At 70.8% G+C, this 16,470-nt stretch carries 11 protein-coding genes and 1 pseudogene; 6 read left to right on the top strand and 6 right to left on the bottom strand.

What is annotated here, in order from left to right; translation table 11 throughout:
• Nucleotides 1–40: 40 nt before the first annotated feature.
• The gene (locus Pla133_RS24520) at nt 41–3,643 is read left to right on the top strand and encodes a YfbK domain-containing protein (protein WP_145070287.1); all 3,603 of its coding nucleotides are present in this window, start codon (nt 41–43) and stop codon (nt 3,641–3,643) included.
• Between the two features lie 145 nt (nt 3,644–3,788).
• On the opposite strand, the gene Pla133_RS24515 is transcribed toward Pla133_RS24520, so the two are convergent.
• Complete coding sequence (locus Pla133_RS24515; RefSeq protein WP_145070284.1) at nt 3,789–5,639, bottom strand: feruloyl-CoA synthase; 1,851 nt, start codon at nt 5,637–5,639, stop codon at nt 3,789–3,791.
• 109 nt (nt 5,640–5,748) lie between these two features.
• Here Pla133_RS24515 and Pla133_RS24510 point away from each other — a divergent pair, with 109 nt between their 5' ends.
• Nucleotides 5,749–6,141, top strand: coding sequence for a DUF423 domain-containing protein (locus tag Pla133_RS24510; protein ID WP_145070282.1), 393 nt, complete (start codon nt 5,749–5,751; stop codon nt 6,139–6,141).
• Nucleotides 6,138–6,728 carry a protein-tyrosine phosphatase family protein gene (locus Pla133_RS24505; RefSeq protein WP_145070280.1) on the top strand — a complete coding sequence of 197 codons (591 nt, stop codon included), beginning with the start codon at nt 6,138–6,140 and terminating at the stop codon, nt 6,726–6,728. Before Pla133_RS24510 ends, Pla133_RS24505 begins: the two co-directional genes overlap by 4 nt.
• Here the strand turns inward: Pla133_RS24505 and bioA are convergent.
• The 4 genes and pseudogenes from bioA to bioB all read right to left on the bottom strand — a co-directional run bounded on the left by bioA (nt 6,707) and on the right by bioB (nt 11,207).
• Nucleotides 6,707–7,987: an adenosylmethionine--8-amino-7-oxononanoate transaminase gene (bioA, locus tag Pla133_RS24500; RefSeq protein WP_145070278.1), complete on the bottom strand. Its 1,281-nt coding sequence runs from the start codon at nt 7,985–7,987 to the stop codon at nt 6,707–6,709. The two genes, Pla133_RS24505 and bioA, sit on opposite strands and share 22 nt — an antisense overlap.
• Nucleotides 7,984–8,721 (bottom strand): dethiobiotin synthase, encoded by a 738-nt coding sequence (gene bioD, locus Pla133_RS24495; RefSeq protein ID WP_419195413.1) that lies wholly within the window; start codon nt 8,719–8,721, stop codon nt 7,984–7,986. Before bioD ends, bioA begins: the two co-directional genes overlap by 4 nt.
• 305 nt (nt 8,722–9,026) lie before the next feature.
• A pseudogene (locus Pla133_RS24490) lies at nt 9,027–10,142 on the bottom strand (aminotransferase class I/II-fold pyridoxal phosphate-dependent enzyme); the annotation flags it as partial.
• A 21-nt stretch (nt 10,143–10,163) separates the two neighbouring features.
• Nucleotides 10,164–11,207 (bottom strand): biotin synthase BioB, encoded by a 1,044-nt coding sequence (gene bioB / locus Pla133_RS24485; protein WP_145070274.1) that lies wholly within the window; start codon nt 11,205–11,207, stop codon nt 10,164–10,166.
• Nucleotides 11,208–11,341: 134 nt separating this feature from the next.
• Here bioB and Pla133_RS24480 point away from each other — a divergent pair, with 134 nt between their 5' ends.
• Entirely contained in the window at nt 11,342–12,493 is a 1,152-nt protein-coding gene (locus Pla133_RS24480) for a tryptophan 2,3-dioxygenase family protein (protein WP_145070272.1), read from the top strand.
• Between the two features lie 106 nt (nt 12,494–12,599).
• A complete protein-coding gene (locus Pla133_RS24475; protein WP_419191932.1) occupies nt 12,600–13,319 on the top strand; it encodes a response regulator in 720 nt (239 codons plus the stop codon).
• Nucleotides 13,320–13,509: 190 nt separating this feature from the next.
• Here Pla133_RS24475 and Pla133_RS24470 read toward each other — a convergent pair whose 3' ends face one another.
• Nucleotides 13,510–14,790 carry an OprO/OprP family phosphate-selective porin gene (locus Pla133_RS24470; protein ID WP_145070269.1) on the bottom strand — a complete coding sequence of 427 codons (1,281 nt, stop codon included), beginning with the start codon at nt 14,788–14,790 and terminating at the stop codon, nt 13,510–13,512.
• Between the two features lie 585 nt (nt 14,791–15,375).
• Between Pla133_RS24470 and Pla133_RS24465 the strand changes: the two genes are divergently transcribed.
• A complete protein-coding gene (locus Pla133_RS24465; RefSeq protein WP_145070267.1) occupies nt 15,376–16,383 on the top strand; it encodes a PstS family phosphate ABC transporter substrate-binding protein in 1,008 nt (335 codons plus the stop codon).
• Nucleotides 16,384–16,470: the final 87 nt, after the last annotated feature.

The following is a 16,470-nucleotide window of genomic DNA, read 5'->3' as shown; positions in this document are numbered from 1 at the left end:
CGGGAACGAACAACTGCACCGCGAAGGTGCCGGAGACGCGATGGAACGATTCGACGAAGTGAACGAGCCGACCGAGCACGACGAGCAGCACGAGCGCCTGTGCGCGCTCCTGCTCGGCGAGTTGGAGGGCGCCGACAAGGCGGCCCTCGAGCGCGAGCTCGAGGGCGACGAGGCCCTGCGCGCCGAGCGCGATCGCCTGGCGGCGACCCTGGGCCTGTTGCGCGAGCACCTGCCGCTCGGTGGAGCGAGCGCCACGGGCGCGGCGACGCGAACCGCGGCCGAGGTGGCCGCGACGGCGGTGGCCGCGGCCTCCGCGGAACCGGGCGCAGCGAGCGGCGGACTGGAGAGTGGAGCGACCGTCCACTCACTCGACGCGGCGCGCGGCGGCGGTAGCAACCGTGGCAGCGGCGGTGGGAGTTCGCCCGGAAGCGGCTCCTTCGTGGCCCGCCAACCTTGGCTCTCGGCCGCAGCCGCGCTGCTGTTCCTGGGCGGCGCCACCTGGGTCGGCTTCGCCACGCGGCCGATGATCGCGAACCTCTCGGACCGCCTGGCCAGCGCCGACATGGCCCCGGCCTCGACGGCGCGGCCACCGGTTCGATCCGAGGCCTCCGAGGGCGGCGCGCGCCTGGCCTTCCGCGAGCAGGTCGCGGCCGGGGTCGACCCGAGCGCCGCCGATCGCGAAGCGCTGATCGATGCGCGGCTGGCGGAGTTGCGGGCCGATGGCGCGGTGGTCTTGGACTCGATGGAGGACCTCCGCCGAGTCGTCGAGGACGGAGCTCCGATCGGCTCGCGCGACTCGGTGCACAGGGCGGGGCAGTTGCCGGGGCTCGGCTACGGCAGGGGGCAGGCCCTGTCCCCCGAGGAGTCCGAGGCGGCGTTCCGCGCCATCGGCGGAGTCCTGGTCGAGGATCAGGCCCAGGCCGAAGCGGCGTTGAAGCTGGTCGAGCAGTTGACCGAAGCGCTGGGCTATGCGGAGCAGGGTGCTGGCATGGCGCCCGCTGAGCCCCGCCAGTCCGAAGGGGCGCTCGACGCGCAGCAGATCAAGGGCGGCGAGAGCTTCCTGGGAACGGAGGGGGCACAGGGAACGATCCTCTGGAGCGTCTCTTCGTCGGAGTCGTTGACGATCGAGGACGTTGCGCGCCTCTACGTGGAGAACGGCGGCGGAGCGGGAGGGGCCTTCGTCGGGTCCGTGTCGGCCGAGCCGGAGGCCTCCTTCGAGGTCACGCCGCAAGCCGCGGAGCAGCTCAGGAGCCTCGGCTATCTGGACGAGTCCCCGAAGGCGGGTCGCACCCCCGCGGCGAAGTCTGGCTACATCGTCACCGGGAGCGACCGCGAGTCGGCCCAGGGCGATGCGAGGAGCCCATTCGATTCCGGCTCCTTCAACGATGTGATCGGCGTGGGCGGCGGTGCAGGCGGTGCGGCGCCCGCCGAAATCGCCGCGCCGGGTCGCGATTCGCTCGAACTCGAGCGGTCGGCCACGGGCGCCTACCGCGGAGCCAGCGACACGCGCGCGCCGTCGACGACTCCGGCGCCCAAGGGTCCGGCCAGCGGCGGTCCTGCGGGGCCGACGTCGCCGGGGCCTACCGGCACGACGGGCGGCAGCTTCGCCCCCGCGACGACGACGGGCTCGGGTGATTTCTTTCTCGGCACTGGCGAGAGCGCTCCCGTCGAGGAACGCGCCAGACGCCGGGAACTCGGTTTCCTGGGCTACGCCGAGGACGACGGCGAGGCGGCCTTCGGGGTCACGCTGACGCGAGGCCTCGGCAGGGACTTCGTCGATCAGATCCTGGGCCAGCTCGGCATCGAGCGCTCGGCCCTGCCCGACGTGCTCGAGGCCCTGGGCTACCTGAACTCGGGCTACTCGGGTGACCTGGCGGACGACGTCGGCCGCGCGGCCGTGGAGCGCTTCGTCGAGACCAAGCGCGCGGAGATCCTGCGTGCCGAGGCCGAGGCGCAGCTCGAGAGGCTGCTCCTCGACTGCCGTCGGCGGATGGGCGAGTCCCTGGATCTGATGTACTTCCGCCACTGGGGCGAGCGGCCCTTCATGGAGACCTCTGCCGACCCCCTGTCGACCTTCAGCGTCGACGTGGACACGGCCAGCTACGCCCTGGCGCGCAAGATGCTGATGAACGGCACCCTGCCGACCCGCGCGCAGGTGCGCACCGAGGAGTTCGTCAACTACTTCGACGCGGACGTGCCGGCGCCGACCGAGGACGTCTTCGCGATCCACACGGACCTGGGGCCCTCGATCTTCGGCGGCTCGGCTCTGGATAGTGGCGACGGCGGCAAGTGGATGCTGCGCGTGGCCGTGGCTGGGCGCGAGGTGGCCGACAGCGAGCGCAAGCCGCTGAACCTGACCTTCGTGATCGACACCTCGGGCTCGATGAAGCGCGAGGACCGGCTCGGCCTGGTCAAGGACACCCTGCGGCAGCTTCTGACCAAGCTCGACTCGCGCGACGCGGTCACGATCGTGGGCTTCGCCAACGTGTCGCGGGTGATCCTGCCGCGGACTTCTGCGGCCAACCGCGGCGTGATCGAGGCGGCGATCCTCTCGATGGCGGCCGACGGCGGCACCAACGTGCAGGCGGGACTCTTGGACGGCTATCGCCTGGCGGCGGAAGGCGTGGCAGCGGCTGGCGCCGGTTCGCAGACGAACCACCGCGTCGTGCTGCTCTCCGACGGCGTCGGCAACATCGGCGAGACCGACCAGAACGCCCTGCTGGAGCAGGTGGCCGGGGCGCGCGCGACCGGCGTGTACCTCAACACCATCGGCGTCGGCATGGGCAACCACAACGACGTGTTCCTGGAGCAACTCGCCGACCGCGGCGACGGCATCTGCAACTACGTCGACACGCCGCTCGAGGCCCGCAAGGCCCTGGTGGAGAACTTCACCGGCGCCTTCGAGACCATCGCCCGGGACGTGAAGATCCAGGTCGAGTTCGACCCGACGCGAGTGGCGAGCTATCGCTTGCTCGGCTACGAGAACCGCGCCCTGGCGAACCGCGAGTTCCGCCAGGACGACGTGGACGCCGGCGAGGTGGGTGCGGGGCACGTGGTGGTCGCGCTGTACGAGCTGGACGGGGTGCGGCTGTCGGACGACGGCGGGGCCCTGGCCACGGTGCGGGTGCGCTTCAAGCCGCCCTTCGAGTCAGGGGTGGACCGCACCGCCGACGCCTACGAGCCCCCGGCCGACGACGTCGCCCGGGAGATCGAGGCGCAGGTGAGCGGGAGCGCGGCGACCTGGGCCTTCGAGGCCAGCCCGGTGGGCTTCCAACGGGCGATCTGCGCCGCCCAGGTGGCCGAGGTCCTGCGCCGCTCGGGTTACGCCCGGGGCGACTCGGTGGAGGAGCTGTCGGAACGCTGCCTCGAGGTGGCGGATCGGGGCTCGGACGAGTCCTTCCGCGAGCTCGCGGCGATCGTCGCCGCGAACCGCGCCGCGATCGAAGCGAACCTGCCCCCGGCCGAGGGACCTCAGGCGACCGTCGATCGACTGAAGTACCTGCGCTACGAGCTGGAGCGGGAGCGCGAGGCGAGCGGCTCGGCGGACGCGAATGTGGTGGCCAGCCTCGAAGGGCAGATCGCCGAGCTCGAGGAGGAGCTGCGCGCGGCGTACCTCGGCGTGTCACTCGCCGAGGAGCGCTGAGGCACTGGCGGTAGGCGTTCGTACGGTGCCAGGCACAAAACCGCCGCCTACGCGGACCGGCCCTCTGCCGCCAACGGCGGCAGAGGGCCGGTCCGCGTAGGCGGCGGTTTTGTGCCTGGCACCGTACGAACGCCTACCGACATCCTCACTCCGCCATCACCACTCCGTCACCCCGCGCGAGCAGCTGCGCTACCTTCTCCGCGCGCCCCTCGAGCACCGCGCGTTGGTTCACATACCCCTTGTCGGTGATCTCGCCAGCGTCGATGCTCGGCGGCGCCTCCAGGAACAGGGCCGCCTCGATCCGCAGCGCATTGCCGCAATGGGCCTCGTTGTGCCGCGCCAGCGCTTGCCCCAGGGCCCCGCGCACGCGCGGATCCGCGCAACGCTCGGCGAGCCCGGTCCCCGCCGGCAGGTCCGCCGTCAAGCGCTCCACAACCCCGGGATCCGGCCAGACCAGCGCGCCGATTCCATCGGTGTCGTGCCCGCACAGCACCGCGTCGCTGACCAGACCCTCGCAACTCGCGAGGAACGTCGGCCGCAGGATCCCCACGTTGACCCAGGTCCCCGACGAGAGCTTGAAGTCCTCGACCACGCGGCCGTCGAAGACGATGCCCAGCTCCGGACGCTCCGGATCCGCGAGGACGCCCGCGTCGCCGATGCGGTAGAAGCCATCCTCGTCGAACGCCTCGCGCGTGAGGTCCGGGCGCTTCCAATAGCCCGGAGTGACGTTCGGCCCCTTGACGCGCAGCTCGAGCTTCGAGCCGCTGGGCACCATGGCGATCTCGGTGCCCGGCACCGGCAGGCCGATCACGCCGGCGCGCGGGATGGGAAAGTGCACGGCTGTCGCGAGGGGCGACGTCTCGGTGGAGCCCCAGGCCGAGGCCATGAAGACGCGGTGTCCGGCGTGCTTCAGGGCCAGGGCCTCCATGCGCTCCCACAGGTCCTGGGGCAGGGCGGCGGCGGCGTAGAAGACCATCTCGAGGCGCGAGAAGAAGTTCGCCGCCAGGGCCTCGTCGCGCTCGAACTCGCCGATCAGCATCGCGTAGCCGCGCGGCACGTTGAAGTAGTGGGTCGGCGCGACGTCAGCCAAGTTGTCGAGGGTCGGCTGCAGTCGGCCGGGGGCGGGCTTGCCTGCGTCGACGTAGAGGCTGCCGCCGTTTCGAAGGACCATGTCGAAGTTGTGGTTGCCGCCGAAGGTGTGGCTCCAGGGCAGCCAGTCGACGATCACGGGCGGGCGCTCGGCCAGAAAGGGCCAGACCTGGGCTTGGGCCTGGACGCTGGAGCACAGCATCGCCTGGGTGTTGATCACGCCCTTGGGCAGGCCGGTGGAGCCGCTGGTGAACAGGATCTTGGCCACGCTGTCCGGACCGACCGCGGCGAAGGCGGTCTCGACCGCGGGGCCCGACTCGCTCTCCAGCAGCTCCCGCACGCAGAACGAGGGCGCGGCACCGGACGAAGGCAGGGGCGAGGTCGACCAGAGCCGCGCGGCGTCGGCCGGGGCGGCGTCGGCGATAGCGGTCGCGAAGAGCTCACCGTTCTCCGCGAAGACCGCGCCGGGCTCCAGCAGCTCGAGCATCCCGCGCAGCCTGGTGCGGTCGGCAGTGAGCAGGGAGTAGGCCGGCGAGATGGGCGCCACGGGCACGCCCACCTGCATGGCGGCCAGGGCCAAGAGGCCGTGGTCCACCGAGTTGTCCGAGAGGATCGCCAGGGGGCGCGCGGGGCCCAGGCCGAGCTCGAGCAGCCGGGCCGAGAGGGCGTCGACGCCGCGTCGGGCGCTGGCGTAGGTCACCTCGCGCCAGCCGCGGGCGCCGGCGGCGCGCTCGGCCAGGAAGGTCCGCGAGCCGGCGCGGTCGGCCCAGGCGCGTAGGTGGATCCCGAGCTGGGCGGCGTAGGGGCCGAGCTCCTGGGGCGAGCGCAGGACCAGGCTGCCGTCGGAGCGTCGCTCGACGTCGACGGCGGCCGGCGCGAGGGTCGGCGTCTCGTTGGGGGGGGTCATCGTGGCTTCCTGTCGAGTTCGGGCGTGGCCGCGCGGGCGGGTGCCGCCTACCTTAGCGGGCCCCGCGGTTCGCTCGCTCGCGACCCCGCCTGGCGGCGACCCTCCCTCCATGCGATCTCAGACCTTCGTAGCCCTGGGCGCGACCCTCTGTGGGGTGGCCGTGATCCTCGGAGCCTTCGGCGCCCACGCCCTGAAGGACAGCCTCGATGGCGCGGGTCAGCTCGAGAACTGGCACACCGCCGTGCGCTACCAGGTTTGGCACGGGCTGGCCCTGATCCTGTGCGGCGCACTCGTGCCGCGGCTGCCCCTGGGTCGAGCGGTCGGAATCTGCTTCGGAGTCGGGGCCCTGCTCTTCTCGGGATCGATCTACGGCCTGGCCCTTGGCGGCCCGGGCGCGATCCTTGGCCCGATCACCCCCATGGGCGGCCTGTTGATGATCGTCGGCTGGGCGCTCCTGGGGAGCTCTGCGCTGCGCTCGACCGATCCGACCCCTCGCCCATGAAGCTGCACGCGCGACGGTACCTACTGCCGCTCTTGTGCCTGGCCCTCGGGGGCTGTGGCCTGTTCGGCTTCGGGCGCTCGGACGAGCCGCAACCCGAGCTCTACGACGCGGTGACCGCCGAGCCGCTGCCAGGGGACGTGCGCTGCTTCCTGTGTGGCGACCTGTACCTCGCCGCGAACCTCACGCCCGACAACCTCGACGTGCTCGAGCGCCGGGGCGTGGTGACGCTGATCGACCTGCGCCCGGCCGACGTGATCGAGCCCCTGCTGATCCGAGCCCTGCAGCTCGGCTTGCGTCCCGTCTCCCTGCCGGTCGACCAGGAGCTGCCGACCGACGCGCAGGTCGACAGGGTCCTGGCGGAGATCGCCCTCGAGCGCGACGGCCTGTTGTTGCTCACCTGTCAGACCGGGAGCCGCAGTGCGATCTTCTTCGCGATCTATCGCAGCGTCGTCGATGCTGTGCCGGTCGAGATCGCGCTCGAACAAGCCCGCTCGGCGGGGATGAAGCCCGGCGCGCCCGAGAAGCTGGTGCGCGACCAGGTCGAGCGTCTGGGCGGAGTCGGCGCTCAGGCCAGCTCGACCAACTGAGCCATCGTCTCGGCGATCTGGTCGGCTTGGGCCGCGTCGATGCAGGCGGGCGGCATGGCGTACAGCACGTCGCCCAGGGGGCGCAGCAGAACCCCACGCTCGATCGCCGCCGCGCGCAGCCGCGGGCCGAGACTGGCCAGGTAGCCCTCCGGCGCGCCGTCGGCCGGCACCACGTCAACCGCGACGATTCCGCCGGTTCGGCGTAGATCGCGCGCGCGCGGGTCGTCGCCGAGGCGCTCGCGCAGCCGCGCTTCGATGCGCGCCCCGGCGGCGTCCAGCAGGCCGGGCGTGTCGCGCTCCTGAACCAGTGCGAGGGACGCGAGCGCCACGGCGCAGCCGATCGGGTGGGCGGTGAAGGAGTGGCCGTGGAAGAAGGTGCGCGTGCGATCCTCGGAGAGAAAGGCCTCGAAGTACTCCTCGCGCGCGAGGGTCGCGGCCATCGGCATGAAGCCCCCGGTCAGGCCCTTGGCCAGGCACATGAGGTCCGGCTCCACGCCGGCCTGACCGCAGGCGAAGAGGCTGCCGGTGCGCCCGAATCCGGTCATGACCTCGTCGGCGATCAGCGGCAGGCCGCGCGCCGCCGTGGCCGCCCGCGCGTCGCGCAGGACGTCGTGGCCGTGCATCCGCATGCCGCCGGCCCCCTGGACCAGGGGCTCGACGATGACGCCCGCGGCGCGCTCGCCCAGTTCGTCGAGGGCCGCCGCGAAGGCGCCCAGCTCGGGACGAACGCGGCGCACCTCGAACAACATCGAGGCGAAGGTGTGGAAGAAGGGGTCGGGGTCGCCGACGGACATGGCGCCGAAGGTGTCCCCGTGGTACGAGCCCTCGAGCGCCACGAACACGCTGCGCTGGGGCTCGCCGCCCAGGGCATGGCGCTGGTAGGCCATCTTCAAGGCCACCTCGACCGCACTGCTGCCGTTGTCGGAGAAGAACAGGCGCGTCAGCCCCCGGGGCGCCAGGGGCAGCAACGCGTCGGCCAGGTCCAGAGCTGGAGCGTGGGTGGTGCCGGCGAACAGCACGTGGTCGAGCCGCAAAGCCTGGGCACGCATGGCCTCGATCAGCTGCGGCTCGCCGTGCCCGTGCAGGCAGACCCACCAGGACGAGATGGCGTCGATCAGTTGCCGCCCGTCGGCCAAATCCAAGAGCGCACCGCGGGCGCCCACGACGGCCAGGCGCTCACGATCGACCGCGTGTTGGGTGTAGGGGTGCCACTGGGTCCGCCGATCGCGGGCGAGGAACGACTCGGAGGGATCGCTCATCGCACCGGGGTCGCCGCCGACGGGTTCGAATCTTGGCGCGCGGCGGACGGAGGATGGGGACGGGGCGGTCTGACGAGTACCTGGCCCAGGCTAGCGCCGCGATGGCTGCGAGCAACTGCGACCCACTTTGCAACCGATGCCTGGTCGAGCGGGGCGAGAGGTTCGAGGACGAAGACGTGCGGGATGCCGGTGGTCTCGATCAATGTCCGCTCGTTGGAGGGATGGCGCTCACCGACCAGAAACAGGGCGGCGAGCTCGAGCCCACGGGCGCGGGCCGCCTCGACCGAGAGCAGGGTGTGGTTCAGGGTCCCCAGCCCACTGCGAGCCACCAGCACCAAAGGAACCCGGATTTGCTGTAACCAATCGATCTGGAGCCAGTCCATCCGGTAGGGAACGAGCAAGCCCCCTGCCAGTTCGACGATCCACAGGCGCTCCGCGGAGCGTGAGCGGATCTCGGCCAGCTTGGGTGCGAGTTCTTCCACCGGCAGCACGTCGCCGGCGTGGGTCGCCGCCTCATGGGGCGATGCGGGCAGCGGGTACCGACGCAGGGGATTCTCGAACACCGAGCCCGGCGCGCCCGCCAACCGCATCACCTCGAAGGTGTCGTCCGCGTCCGTCGCGCTCTGTCTTCGGCTCGATCCGGCGTGCGCTTCGGCGCTCGTCGGATCGACGCCGGTCTGCACCGGTTTCCAATAGCCGGCCGGCCCCGTCCCGGCGGCGGCGTGAAGTGCCATGGCACTGACCACTGTCTTGCCGACGTCGGTGTCGGTTCCGGCGATGACGAAGCAGGGTGCGGACGGTCGGGCCGGGCTGGGCTCTGTGGTCTCGGCCGAGGCCTTGGTCGCGATCGAGAGGTTGAGTGGGATCGAGTTGTCGAACTGGCCCGAGAGGGTCCCGCCGGTGATGGCGGTGCCTGCAACGTCGATGTCGACGAGAGGAGGGGGGGTGGGGGCGGGGGGGGGGGGGGGGGCCCGGGGGAGCTCTGCACCCCAGCCAGGTCCTTCCAGCCTCGGGCCAAGAGCTCTGACAACTCCCGAGTCTCGTCCACGCTGTTGTGGGCGTGGGCCACCAACCTCAACCGCGACGTTCCATCCGGCACCGTCGGCGGCCGCACCGCCCGCACGGCGAACCCTCCTCGCTCAGCGACCTCCGCCAAGGCCAACGCCGACCCCTCGTGCCCAACCACCAGCGGCACGATCGCCGCCGCTGGAACGCGCAAGCCGAGCCGGTGCGCCAGGTCCCGGGCCATCGCCAAGCACCGCTCGCGCAAGTCCTCCGCCGCCGCCGCGCGCTCGACGGCAGCGGCGAAGGCCGCGGCGACCGCTGGCGGTGAGGCCGTGGTGAAGACGAACGTCCGCGCCCGCTGGACCAGGACCTCGCGCAGGGCCGATCCGCAGGCGACCACCGCTGCCGCCGAGCCCAGGGCCTTGCCACCCGTGACGATGCGCGCCGCCACCCGCTCCGATCCACAGCCTCGCTCCATGGCCTCGGCGAAGGCGCCGGCTCCCCGCGGGCCCAGCAAGCCTGCGGAGTGGGCTTCGTCGACGACCAGGTACGCGTTGTGGCGCTCGCACAGCTCGTGCAGCTCAGCCAGTGGCGCGAGGTCCCCATCCATGCTGAAGACGCCCTCGGTCAACACCAGCCGCCGGCGCGCGCCGCGACCCGCGACCAAGAGCTGCTCGACGTGCTCGAGGTCCAGGTGGCGATGCACCTTGGTGGTGGCCCTCGACAGTCGCGCCGCGTCGATCAGCGAGGCGTGGTTCAAGGCGTCGGACACGATCAGGTCCCCCGCGCCGGCCAGGGCGCCGACCACGCCGAGGTTCGCCTGGTAGCCGGTCGGAAACAGCAGCCCCGCCTCGGATCCGACCCATTCGGCCACTCTGCGCTCGGCCAACTCGTGGGACGGCAAGCGTTCCGACAGCAGGCGAGCCGCGCGGGAACCCGCCCCCTCGTTCTCCAGCGCCGCACGCGCCGCGGCGATCACCACCGGATCGCGGGCCAGGCCGAGGTAGTCGTTCGAGGTGAAGTCGATCCCCACCGACACCCGTTCCGTGCTGCGCCGCAATCCCCGTTGCTCGAGCCGTTCGAGCTCCGCGCGCAGCTCCCCCTCGAGCGGCCCTTGTGACCGGCCTCGATCGTCGCGCGGTGCCGTCATGTCGGACCGACTCGCCGCGAATCAGCGGCAGCCGCCGCCTTCGTTCGCGCCGGCGCTCGACGAATGATCCGCACTCGGCCGCGTGCCGCAGCTCCCGCCCGCCCGGCGCAGGGGCGCGAGCCCCAGCTTGTCGAACAAGCGCGCGTCGCTCGCCTCGCCGGGGTTGGGGGTCGTGAGCAGCTCGTCGCCCACAAAGATCGAGTTCGCGCCCGCCAGGAAGCACATGGCCTGGGTCGCCTCGTCCATCTCAGTGCGACCCGCGGAGAGCCGGATCACCGTCTTGGGCATCAGCACCCGCGCCGCCGCGACCACGCGCACCACATCGGTCCAATCAACCACTTGACCCTCACCCAGGGGAGTGCCCTCGACCTGGACGAGCTGGTTGATGGGGACGCTCTCCGGCTGGGGATCGAGCCCGGCGAGCTCGCACAGAAGCTCCGCGCGCGCGACCGTCGACTCGCCCAGACCGAGGATGCCGCCCGAGCACACGTGGATCCCCGCCGCTCGCACCCGCTCCAGGGTCTCGAGCCGATCGTCGTAGGTGCGGGTGCTCACGACCGAGTCGTAGTGGCTCCGCCCGGTGTCGAGGTTGTGGTTGTAGTAGTCCAGACCGGCCTCCGCGAGTCGCCCGGCCTGGGCCGCGTCGAGCATGCCGAGGGTCACGCAGGTCTCCAGGCCGAGGCCCTTGACCCGCCGCACCATCTCGATCACCGCGTCGAACTCGGCGCCGTCACGAACCGATCGCCAGGCCGCGCCCATGCAGAACCGGTCGGCCCCGCCCTCGCGGGCCCGCTCGGCCGCGCTGACCACCTCGTCCACCTGGGCCAGGGGGCTGCGCTCGACCGGCGTCTCGTAGTGGGCGCTCTGGGAGCAGTAGCCGCAGTCCTCCGGGCAGCCGCCGGTCTTGATGCTCAAGAGCTGCGAGCACTGGATCGCGCGCGGGTCGTGGTGCTCCCGATGGACCCCCGCTGCGGCGAAGACCAGGTCCAGGAGGGGCCGCGCGAGGAGTTCCTCGACCTCGGCCAGGGAGGGGGCGAGGGCGGTGGGCTTGAGGGTCTGGGACATCTTGGGGCTCTTCCGGCGAGCCCCCTATGCTATCGGCGCCGACGACCGGAGGAACCCCGCCCCCGCCGTCGAGCCCGGACCGAACCCCGATCGGCTCTCGGAACCTTCCCACCCCGCGCGCCCCCCCCCTGCCTATGACCCCCTCGGCCACCCCCGTCCGGCGCCCGAACTACTGGGACTACATCCGCGTCGAAGAGCTCCTCGCCCTCCAGGGCGGCCTGGCCTCCGACGAGACCGGCCTCTCCAACGACGAGGTCCTGTTCATTTCCGTGCACCAGGTTTACGAGCTGTGGTTCAAGCTCGTCCTGCGCGAGCTCGGTGTCGTTCGCGACCTCTTCCGGGCCGATCACGTGGCCGAGACCGCCCTGGCCGGCGCGGTCCACGGCTGCCAGCGGATCACGACCATCCTGCGCCGCTGCGTCGATCACTTCGAGGTGATCGAGACCCTGCCCACCGCCGGCTACCTCAGCTTCCGGGACAAGCTGATGCCCGCCAGCGGCTTCCAGAGCGCTCAACTCCGCCAGATCGAGATCCTGTTGGGCCTCGAGGCGACCGACCGCATTCCGCTCGGGGCCGAGGGCGACTACCTGGCCGCCCTGAAGGACCACGCCGGCGGCAACTCCACCGCATTCGAGCGGGTGCAGGCCCAGCTCGCCGACCGGCCCTCCTTCCTCGAGGTCTTCCACGCCTGGCTCGAGCGCACCCCGATCGACGGGGTCGCCCTGGGTGACGAGGGTGACGTCGAGGTCCTCGACTGCTTCGTGGAGGCCTACAGCGCCGCCCATGGCCGTGAGATCGACCGGTCCCACGCCAGCGCCCTCGAGCGCACCATGGGCGCAATCGACCGCGCGACCCTCGACGAGCGCTATTCGGCCGAGAAGCGGGCCCTGCGCGACTTCCTGAGCCCCCAGGGCGAGGACGGCCCCGCCACCCGCCGTCGCCGCGCGGCGACGCTCTTCATCCTCACTTACCAGGACCTGCCCCTGCTCTCCTGGCCCGGCGCTCTGGTCGAGGCCGTGATCGAGATGGAGCAGGCCCTGTTGATCTTCCGCCAGCGCCACGCCCGCATGGTCGAGCGCGTGATCGGTCGGCGCACCGGCACCGGTGGGTCGAGCGGCGTCGACTACCTGGATCAGACTGCCCTGCGCTACCGCATCTTCAAGGACCTGTGGGCCGTGCGCACCTACCAGATCCGACCCGAGGCGGCCCCAAGTCTCGAACGGGCCGCCTTCTACGGCTTCCGCGCCGACAGCGGTCAGTCCCCTTCTGCGACCCTGAACGGCTGATTCGCAGTGCGTTGACCGAATCTTCGTCGGTCGCCCCTACCGTCCCGGCCCCGACTCACGCGGCAGGCATTCCGCAACCGCGCCCGGGATTCGACGACGTAAAGACATGCAGGCCGCCGTGCAAATGGAGCGGGTCGCGACGAAGGACACCATCCTGATCATCGAGGACGAGCCCGACATTCGGGAGCTCCTCAAGCGCAGCCTCGAACGCGAAGGCTATCGGGTCCACGCCGCCGGCGACGGCGAGGTGGGCCTGCGCGAGGCCACCCTGCGCAAGCCGGCGGTGGTGCTGCTCGATCTGATGCTCCCCGGGATCGACGGGCTCGAGGTCTGCCGACTGCTCAAGAGCCAGGCGGAGACCCAGCAGACCTCCGTCATCATGCTCACGGCCAAGGGCGAAGAGAGCGACGTGGTCCTGGGCCTGGAGCTGGGCGCCGACGACTACGTCACCAAGCCCTTCAGCCCCAAGGAGCTGGTGGCCCGCGTCCGGGCAGTCCTACGGCGTGCCAAGCGCCGTCAGGCAGGCGGCAAGCCCACGCGCATGGAGGTCGGCACGGTGGTGCTCGACTCCGAACGCCACGAGATCGTGGTCGACGGCGAGCCGGTCTACTTCACCCGCGCCGAGTTCCGGTTGTTGTGGGCGCTGGTCTCCCAGCCGGGTCGAGTCTTCACCCGCAACGAGCTGGTCGACAACATCACCGCGGGCGAGAGCTACATCCTCGACCGCAACGTCGACGTGCACGTGAGCGCGATCCGCAAGAAGCTCGGCGACCAGGGCGACCTCGTGCAGACCGTGCGCGGCGTCGGCTACAAGTGCCGCGACTGAGCCCGCGGGGTCCGCGAACCGGCGTGTTCTTCGCCTGGCGCGCCCGAATCAATGCGACCCGGCTCCGGCCGCGCCGCGAATGGGGCGTCCCGAACGCCAGCCGCCCCCCCCGGAACGCGTCCGAGGGGGGCGGTTGAAGGAGCCGCGGGTTCGAGGGGACGCGCCCCTCTGGCCCGCGGCGGTCACTGGCTCAGAAGGTGACCTGGAAGCGTGCCGAGATGGCGTCGGCATCGGCGTCGAGACCGCCGCCGCCGTTCGAGTCGTCGATCGACTGCATCACGTAGTTGAGCATGATGCGGGCGTTCGGGTTCAGGTACCAGTTGACGCCCGCGCTGAGGCCGGAGGCCTCAGCGACGTTGTCGACGTCGAGCATCGAGTACCGGGCCGCCAACTCCCAAGCGCCGGTTCCGTCTTCGCCGAAACCGCGCCAGTTGGACTCAGGGGTCACGCGACCGAAGTGTCCGTGGGTGTAGGGGCGGGACTCGCCCGTCAGGAAGTAGCTGCCCTGCAGGTAGAAGCCCGTGGCGTCGGGGTCGACGGAACCCGTTCCGTTCTGGGTGGCCGAGTTGAACTCAGCCTGGACCGAGAAGGGACCGAAAACGCCCGCGGCTTCGACGCCGAGGTGGGTCGAATCCTCGAGCGGGATCGCCGCGCCGGCGCCGCCGCCGAAGCCGGAGATCTCGTAGCTGATGCCACCGAAGTCGACCTGACCCGCACCGCGGATCGAGACCGAAGCGCCGACGTGGACGATCTGGTCGTTGTCGGGGTCGTAGGTGGGAGCCCAGGTCACGCGACCGGTGCCGGCGTAGCCGTCACGGCCGACGTTGGCGTCGCCCACGCTGGTGTCGGGCATCGATCCGAAGATACCGGCCGCCCAACCCAGGGCGTTCTCCTCGTTCCAGTCCGACAGCATGAAGCCGACGCTACGCATCGGCGACAGGTTGTAGGCCAGCGAACGCTCGAGGAACGTGATGTCGTTCGACGAGGTCTGCCACTCGAGCGAGAAGGGCTCCTTCATCTGACCGACCCGCAACTCCCCAACGAGGAAGTTGTCGATCGTCATGTAGACGTCCGTGAAGTCGGCGACGTCGGTGCCTGCGAAGTCGTACTGCGCGTTGAAGCCGATGTTGCCGTAGAGCTGGCCCTTCACGTAGAGACGCGCGCGCCGGAAGCGCCACGAGTCGTCTTCGTTGAAGCCGGCCGCCTGGATGGCGTCGTCTTGGCCGATCCAGCTGCCGTCGTAGTGAATACGGCCGCCGATGCGGTAGGTGGTCTGCCCGTCACCCGAGGTGAAGCGCAGATCGTTCTTCCAGAAGACCCGGTCGCCGTCGGCGACGACAGGGATGGTGATGGCGGGCTGGGCCGAGGTCGCAGCGAGTGCGGTGTCGTCGGCCCCACCAGTGGGGTCGGCGTGGGCCGCGCTCGCGGCGGCCACGATTCCGAGGCCGGCCAGAGCTGTGTAGCGGTTCATGGGGTTTCTGCCCTCCTGAGATGCAGTGAGATGAGAGACCACGAGCGGCCGATGCCGCCCTGCGTCGTGCGCGGTTGCCGCCACCCGAGAGTCGAGTGGCGACGTGCCGGGACAGACCCCGGTCCTCCCCGCACGGCGGGTCCCCCGCTGGTTACTTCGGCGGGGTAGGGGGGGTCCTTGCCCGTAACCTTTGCGGTCGCGGTGCCTTGCGGCCGTGGCAGAGGCCTTGCGCCCCGACAGCCGGAAGTTTCTGGTGACCTCCAAGAAGGCTCTAAAGGTGAATCAAAGGGGCTGTATCGGCGCTCCTTATGGGCTGCATCCGGCGGCGGGCGGAGCCGTCACCAGCCCTGGGACAGGCCCCCGTCAGGGCAGGTCGAGATTCGAACCGAATTCGGGGCGATTGGGCGGCCGAGGGCGCGACGTCGTCCTCCCGTGGGCGCTGCTGAAGCCCAAACGGTTCTTAACGAATCGTTCGCGTGGCGCTGATATCGAGTTCACCCCACCCGAGTCTGATCCGGCCTCGCCACGAGGCAGGAGGTCCCTGCCGAACCGCCCGGACCCACCCCTGGAAGGAAAGCCCCAGTGATGAGCACTTTCACCAAGAGCCTCGGCCTCGCGCTCCTCGCGGGCGCCCTCGCCGCGCCGACCGTGAACGCCCAGCAGCGCGTCGACCAGAACCTCCCGAACTACCGTCCGGTCGAGGGCGTCTCCGGAGCGATCAAGAGCGTCGGCTCGGACACCATGAACAACCTGATGGCGCTCTGGGCCGGGGGCTTCCTGGCCCACTACCCCAGCGTCCAGGTCGAGATCGAGGGCAAGGGCTCGGGCACGGCCCCGCCGGCCCTGACCGAGGGCACCTCCAACTTCGGTCCCATGAGCCGCACCATGAAGGATGCGGAGATGGACGAGTTCGAGAAGAAGTTCGGGTACAAGGCCACGGCGCTGGCGACCTCGATCGACATGCTCGCCGTGTACGTCCACAAGGACAACCCGATCCGCGGTCTGACCCTGGCCCAGGTCGACGCGATCTTCTCCAAGCGCCGCACCGGCGGCTACGCCGAGGACATCACCACTTGGGGTCAGCTCGGCCTGACCGGCGAGTGGTCCAACAAGCGCATCGAGCTCTACGGCCGTAACTCCGCCTCGGGTACCTACGGCTACTTCAAGCAGCACGCCCTCTTCAAGGGTGACTTCAAGGACAGCGTCAAGGAGCAGCCGGGCAGCTCGTCGGTGGTCTCGGCCGTAGCCGGCGACCCCTACGCGATCGGTTACAGCGGCATCGGCTACAAGACCGCCGACGTGCGCACCGTGCCCCTGGCCAAGGACGCCGCCTCGTCCTTCGTCGCGGCCACGCCGGAGAACACGGACAGCTACCCCCTGGCCCGCTTCCTCTACACCTACATCAACTACGAGCCCGGCACGCAGCTCGACCCCCTGCGGCGCGAGTTCGCCAAGTTCATCTTCAGCCGCCAGGGCCAGGAAATCGTGCTCAAGGACGGCTACCTGCCGGTCCCCGCGCCGATCGCCCGCCGCGAGCTGGCCAAGGTCAACGTGGAGCTGCCCGCAGTAACCGAGGCCAGCGCGCCTCGCTGACGGCACTGCCGCGCAGGGCGAGCCACCCGGACTGGCTCGCGCGGTTATTCTTCGGGCGCCGACGTTCCCTGGACGTCGGCGCCTGAG

Origin of the sequence: Engelhardtia mirabilis, from assembly GCF_007748095.1 — a bacterium.
GTDB lineage: Bacteria > Planctomycetota > UBA1135 > UBA1135.
Note: the sequence above shows the minus strand (reverse complement) of the source record. Positions and strands in the feature narration are given on the sequence as shown.

Excerpts from the sequence above, each read along its gene's own strand:
- Pla133_RS24505 (WP_145070280.1), top strand. The coding sequence starts at position 6,138 with ATGAAGCTGCACGCGCGACGGTACCTACTGCCGCTCTTGTGCCTGGCC.
- bioA (WP_145070278.1), bottom strand. The coding sequence starts at position 7,987 with ATGAGCGATCCCTCCGAGTCGTTCCTCGCCCGCGATCGGCGGACCCAG.
- Pla133_RS24465 (WP_145070267.1), top strand. The coding sequence starts at position 15,376 with ATGAGCACTTTCACCAAGAGCCTCGGCCTCGCGCTCCTCGCGGGCGCC.
- bioB (WP_145070274.1), bottom strand. The coding sequence starts at position 11,207 with ATGTCCCAGACCCTCAAGCCCACCGCCCTCGCCCCCTCCCTGGCCGAG.
- bioD (WP_419195413.1), bottom strand. The coding sequence starts at position 8,721 with ATGGCACTTCACGCCGCCGCCGGGACGGGGCCGGCCGGCTATTGGAAA.
- Pla133_RS24480 (WP_145070272.1), top strand. The coding sequence starts at position 11,342 with ATGACCCCCTCGGCCACCCCCGTCCGGCGCCCGAACTACTGGGACTAC.
- Pla133_RS24470 (WP_145070269.1), bottom strand. The coding sequence starts at position 14,790 with ATGAACCGCTACACAGCTCTGGCCGGCCTCGGAATCGTGGCCGCCGCG.
- Pla133_RS24510 (WP_145070282.1), top strand. The coding sequence starts at position 5,749 with ATGCGATCTCAGACCTTCGTAGCCCTGGGCGCGACCCTCTGTGGGGTG.
- Pla133_RS24520 (WP_145070287.1), top strand. The coding sequence starts at position 41 with ATGGAACGATTCGACGAAGTGAACGAGCCGACCGAGCACGACGAGCAG.
- Pla133_RS24515 (WP_145070284.1), bottom strand. The coding sequence starts at position 5,639 with ATGACCCCCCCCAACGAGACGCCGACCCTCGCGCCGGCCGCCGTCGAC.
- Pla133_RS24475 (WP_419191932.1), top strand. The coding sequence starts at position 12,600 with ATGCAGGCCGCCGTGCAAATGGAGCGGGTCGCGACGAAGGACACCATC.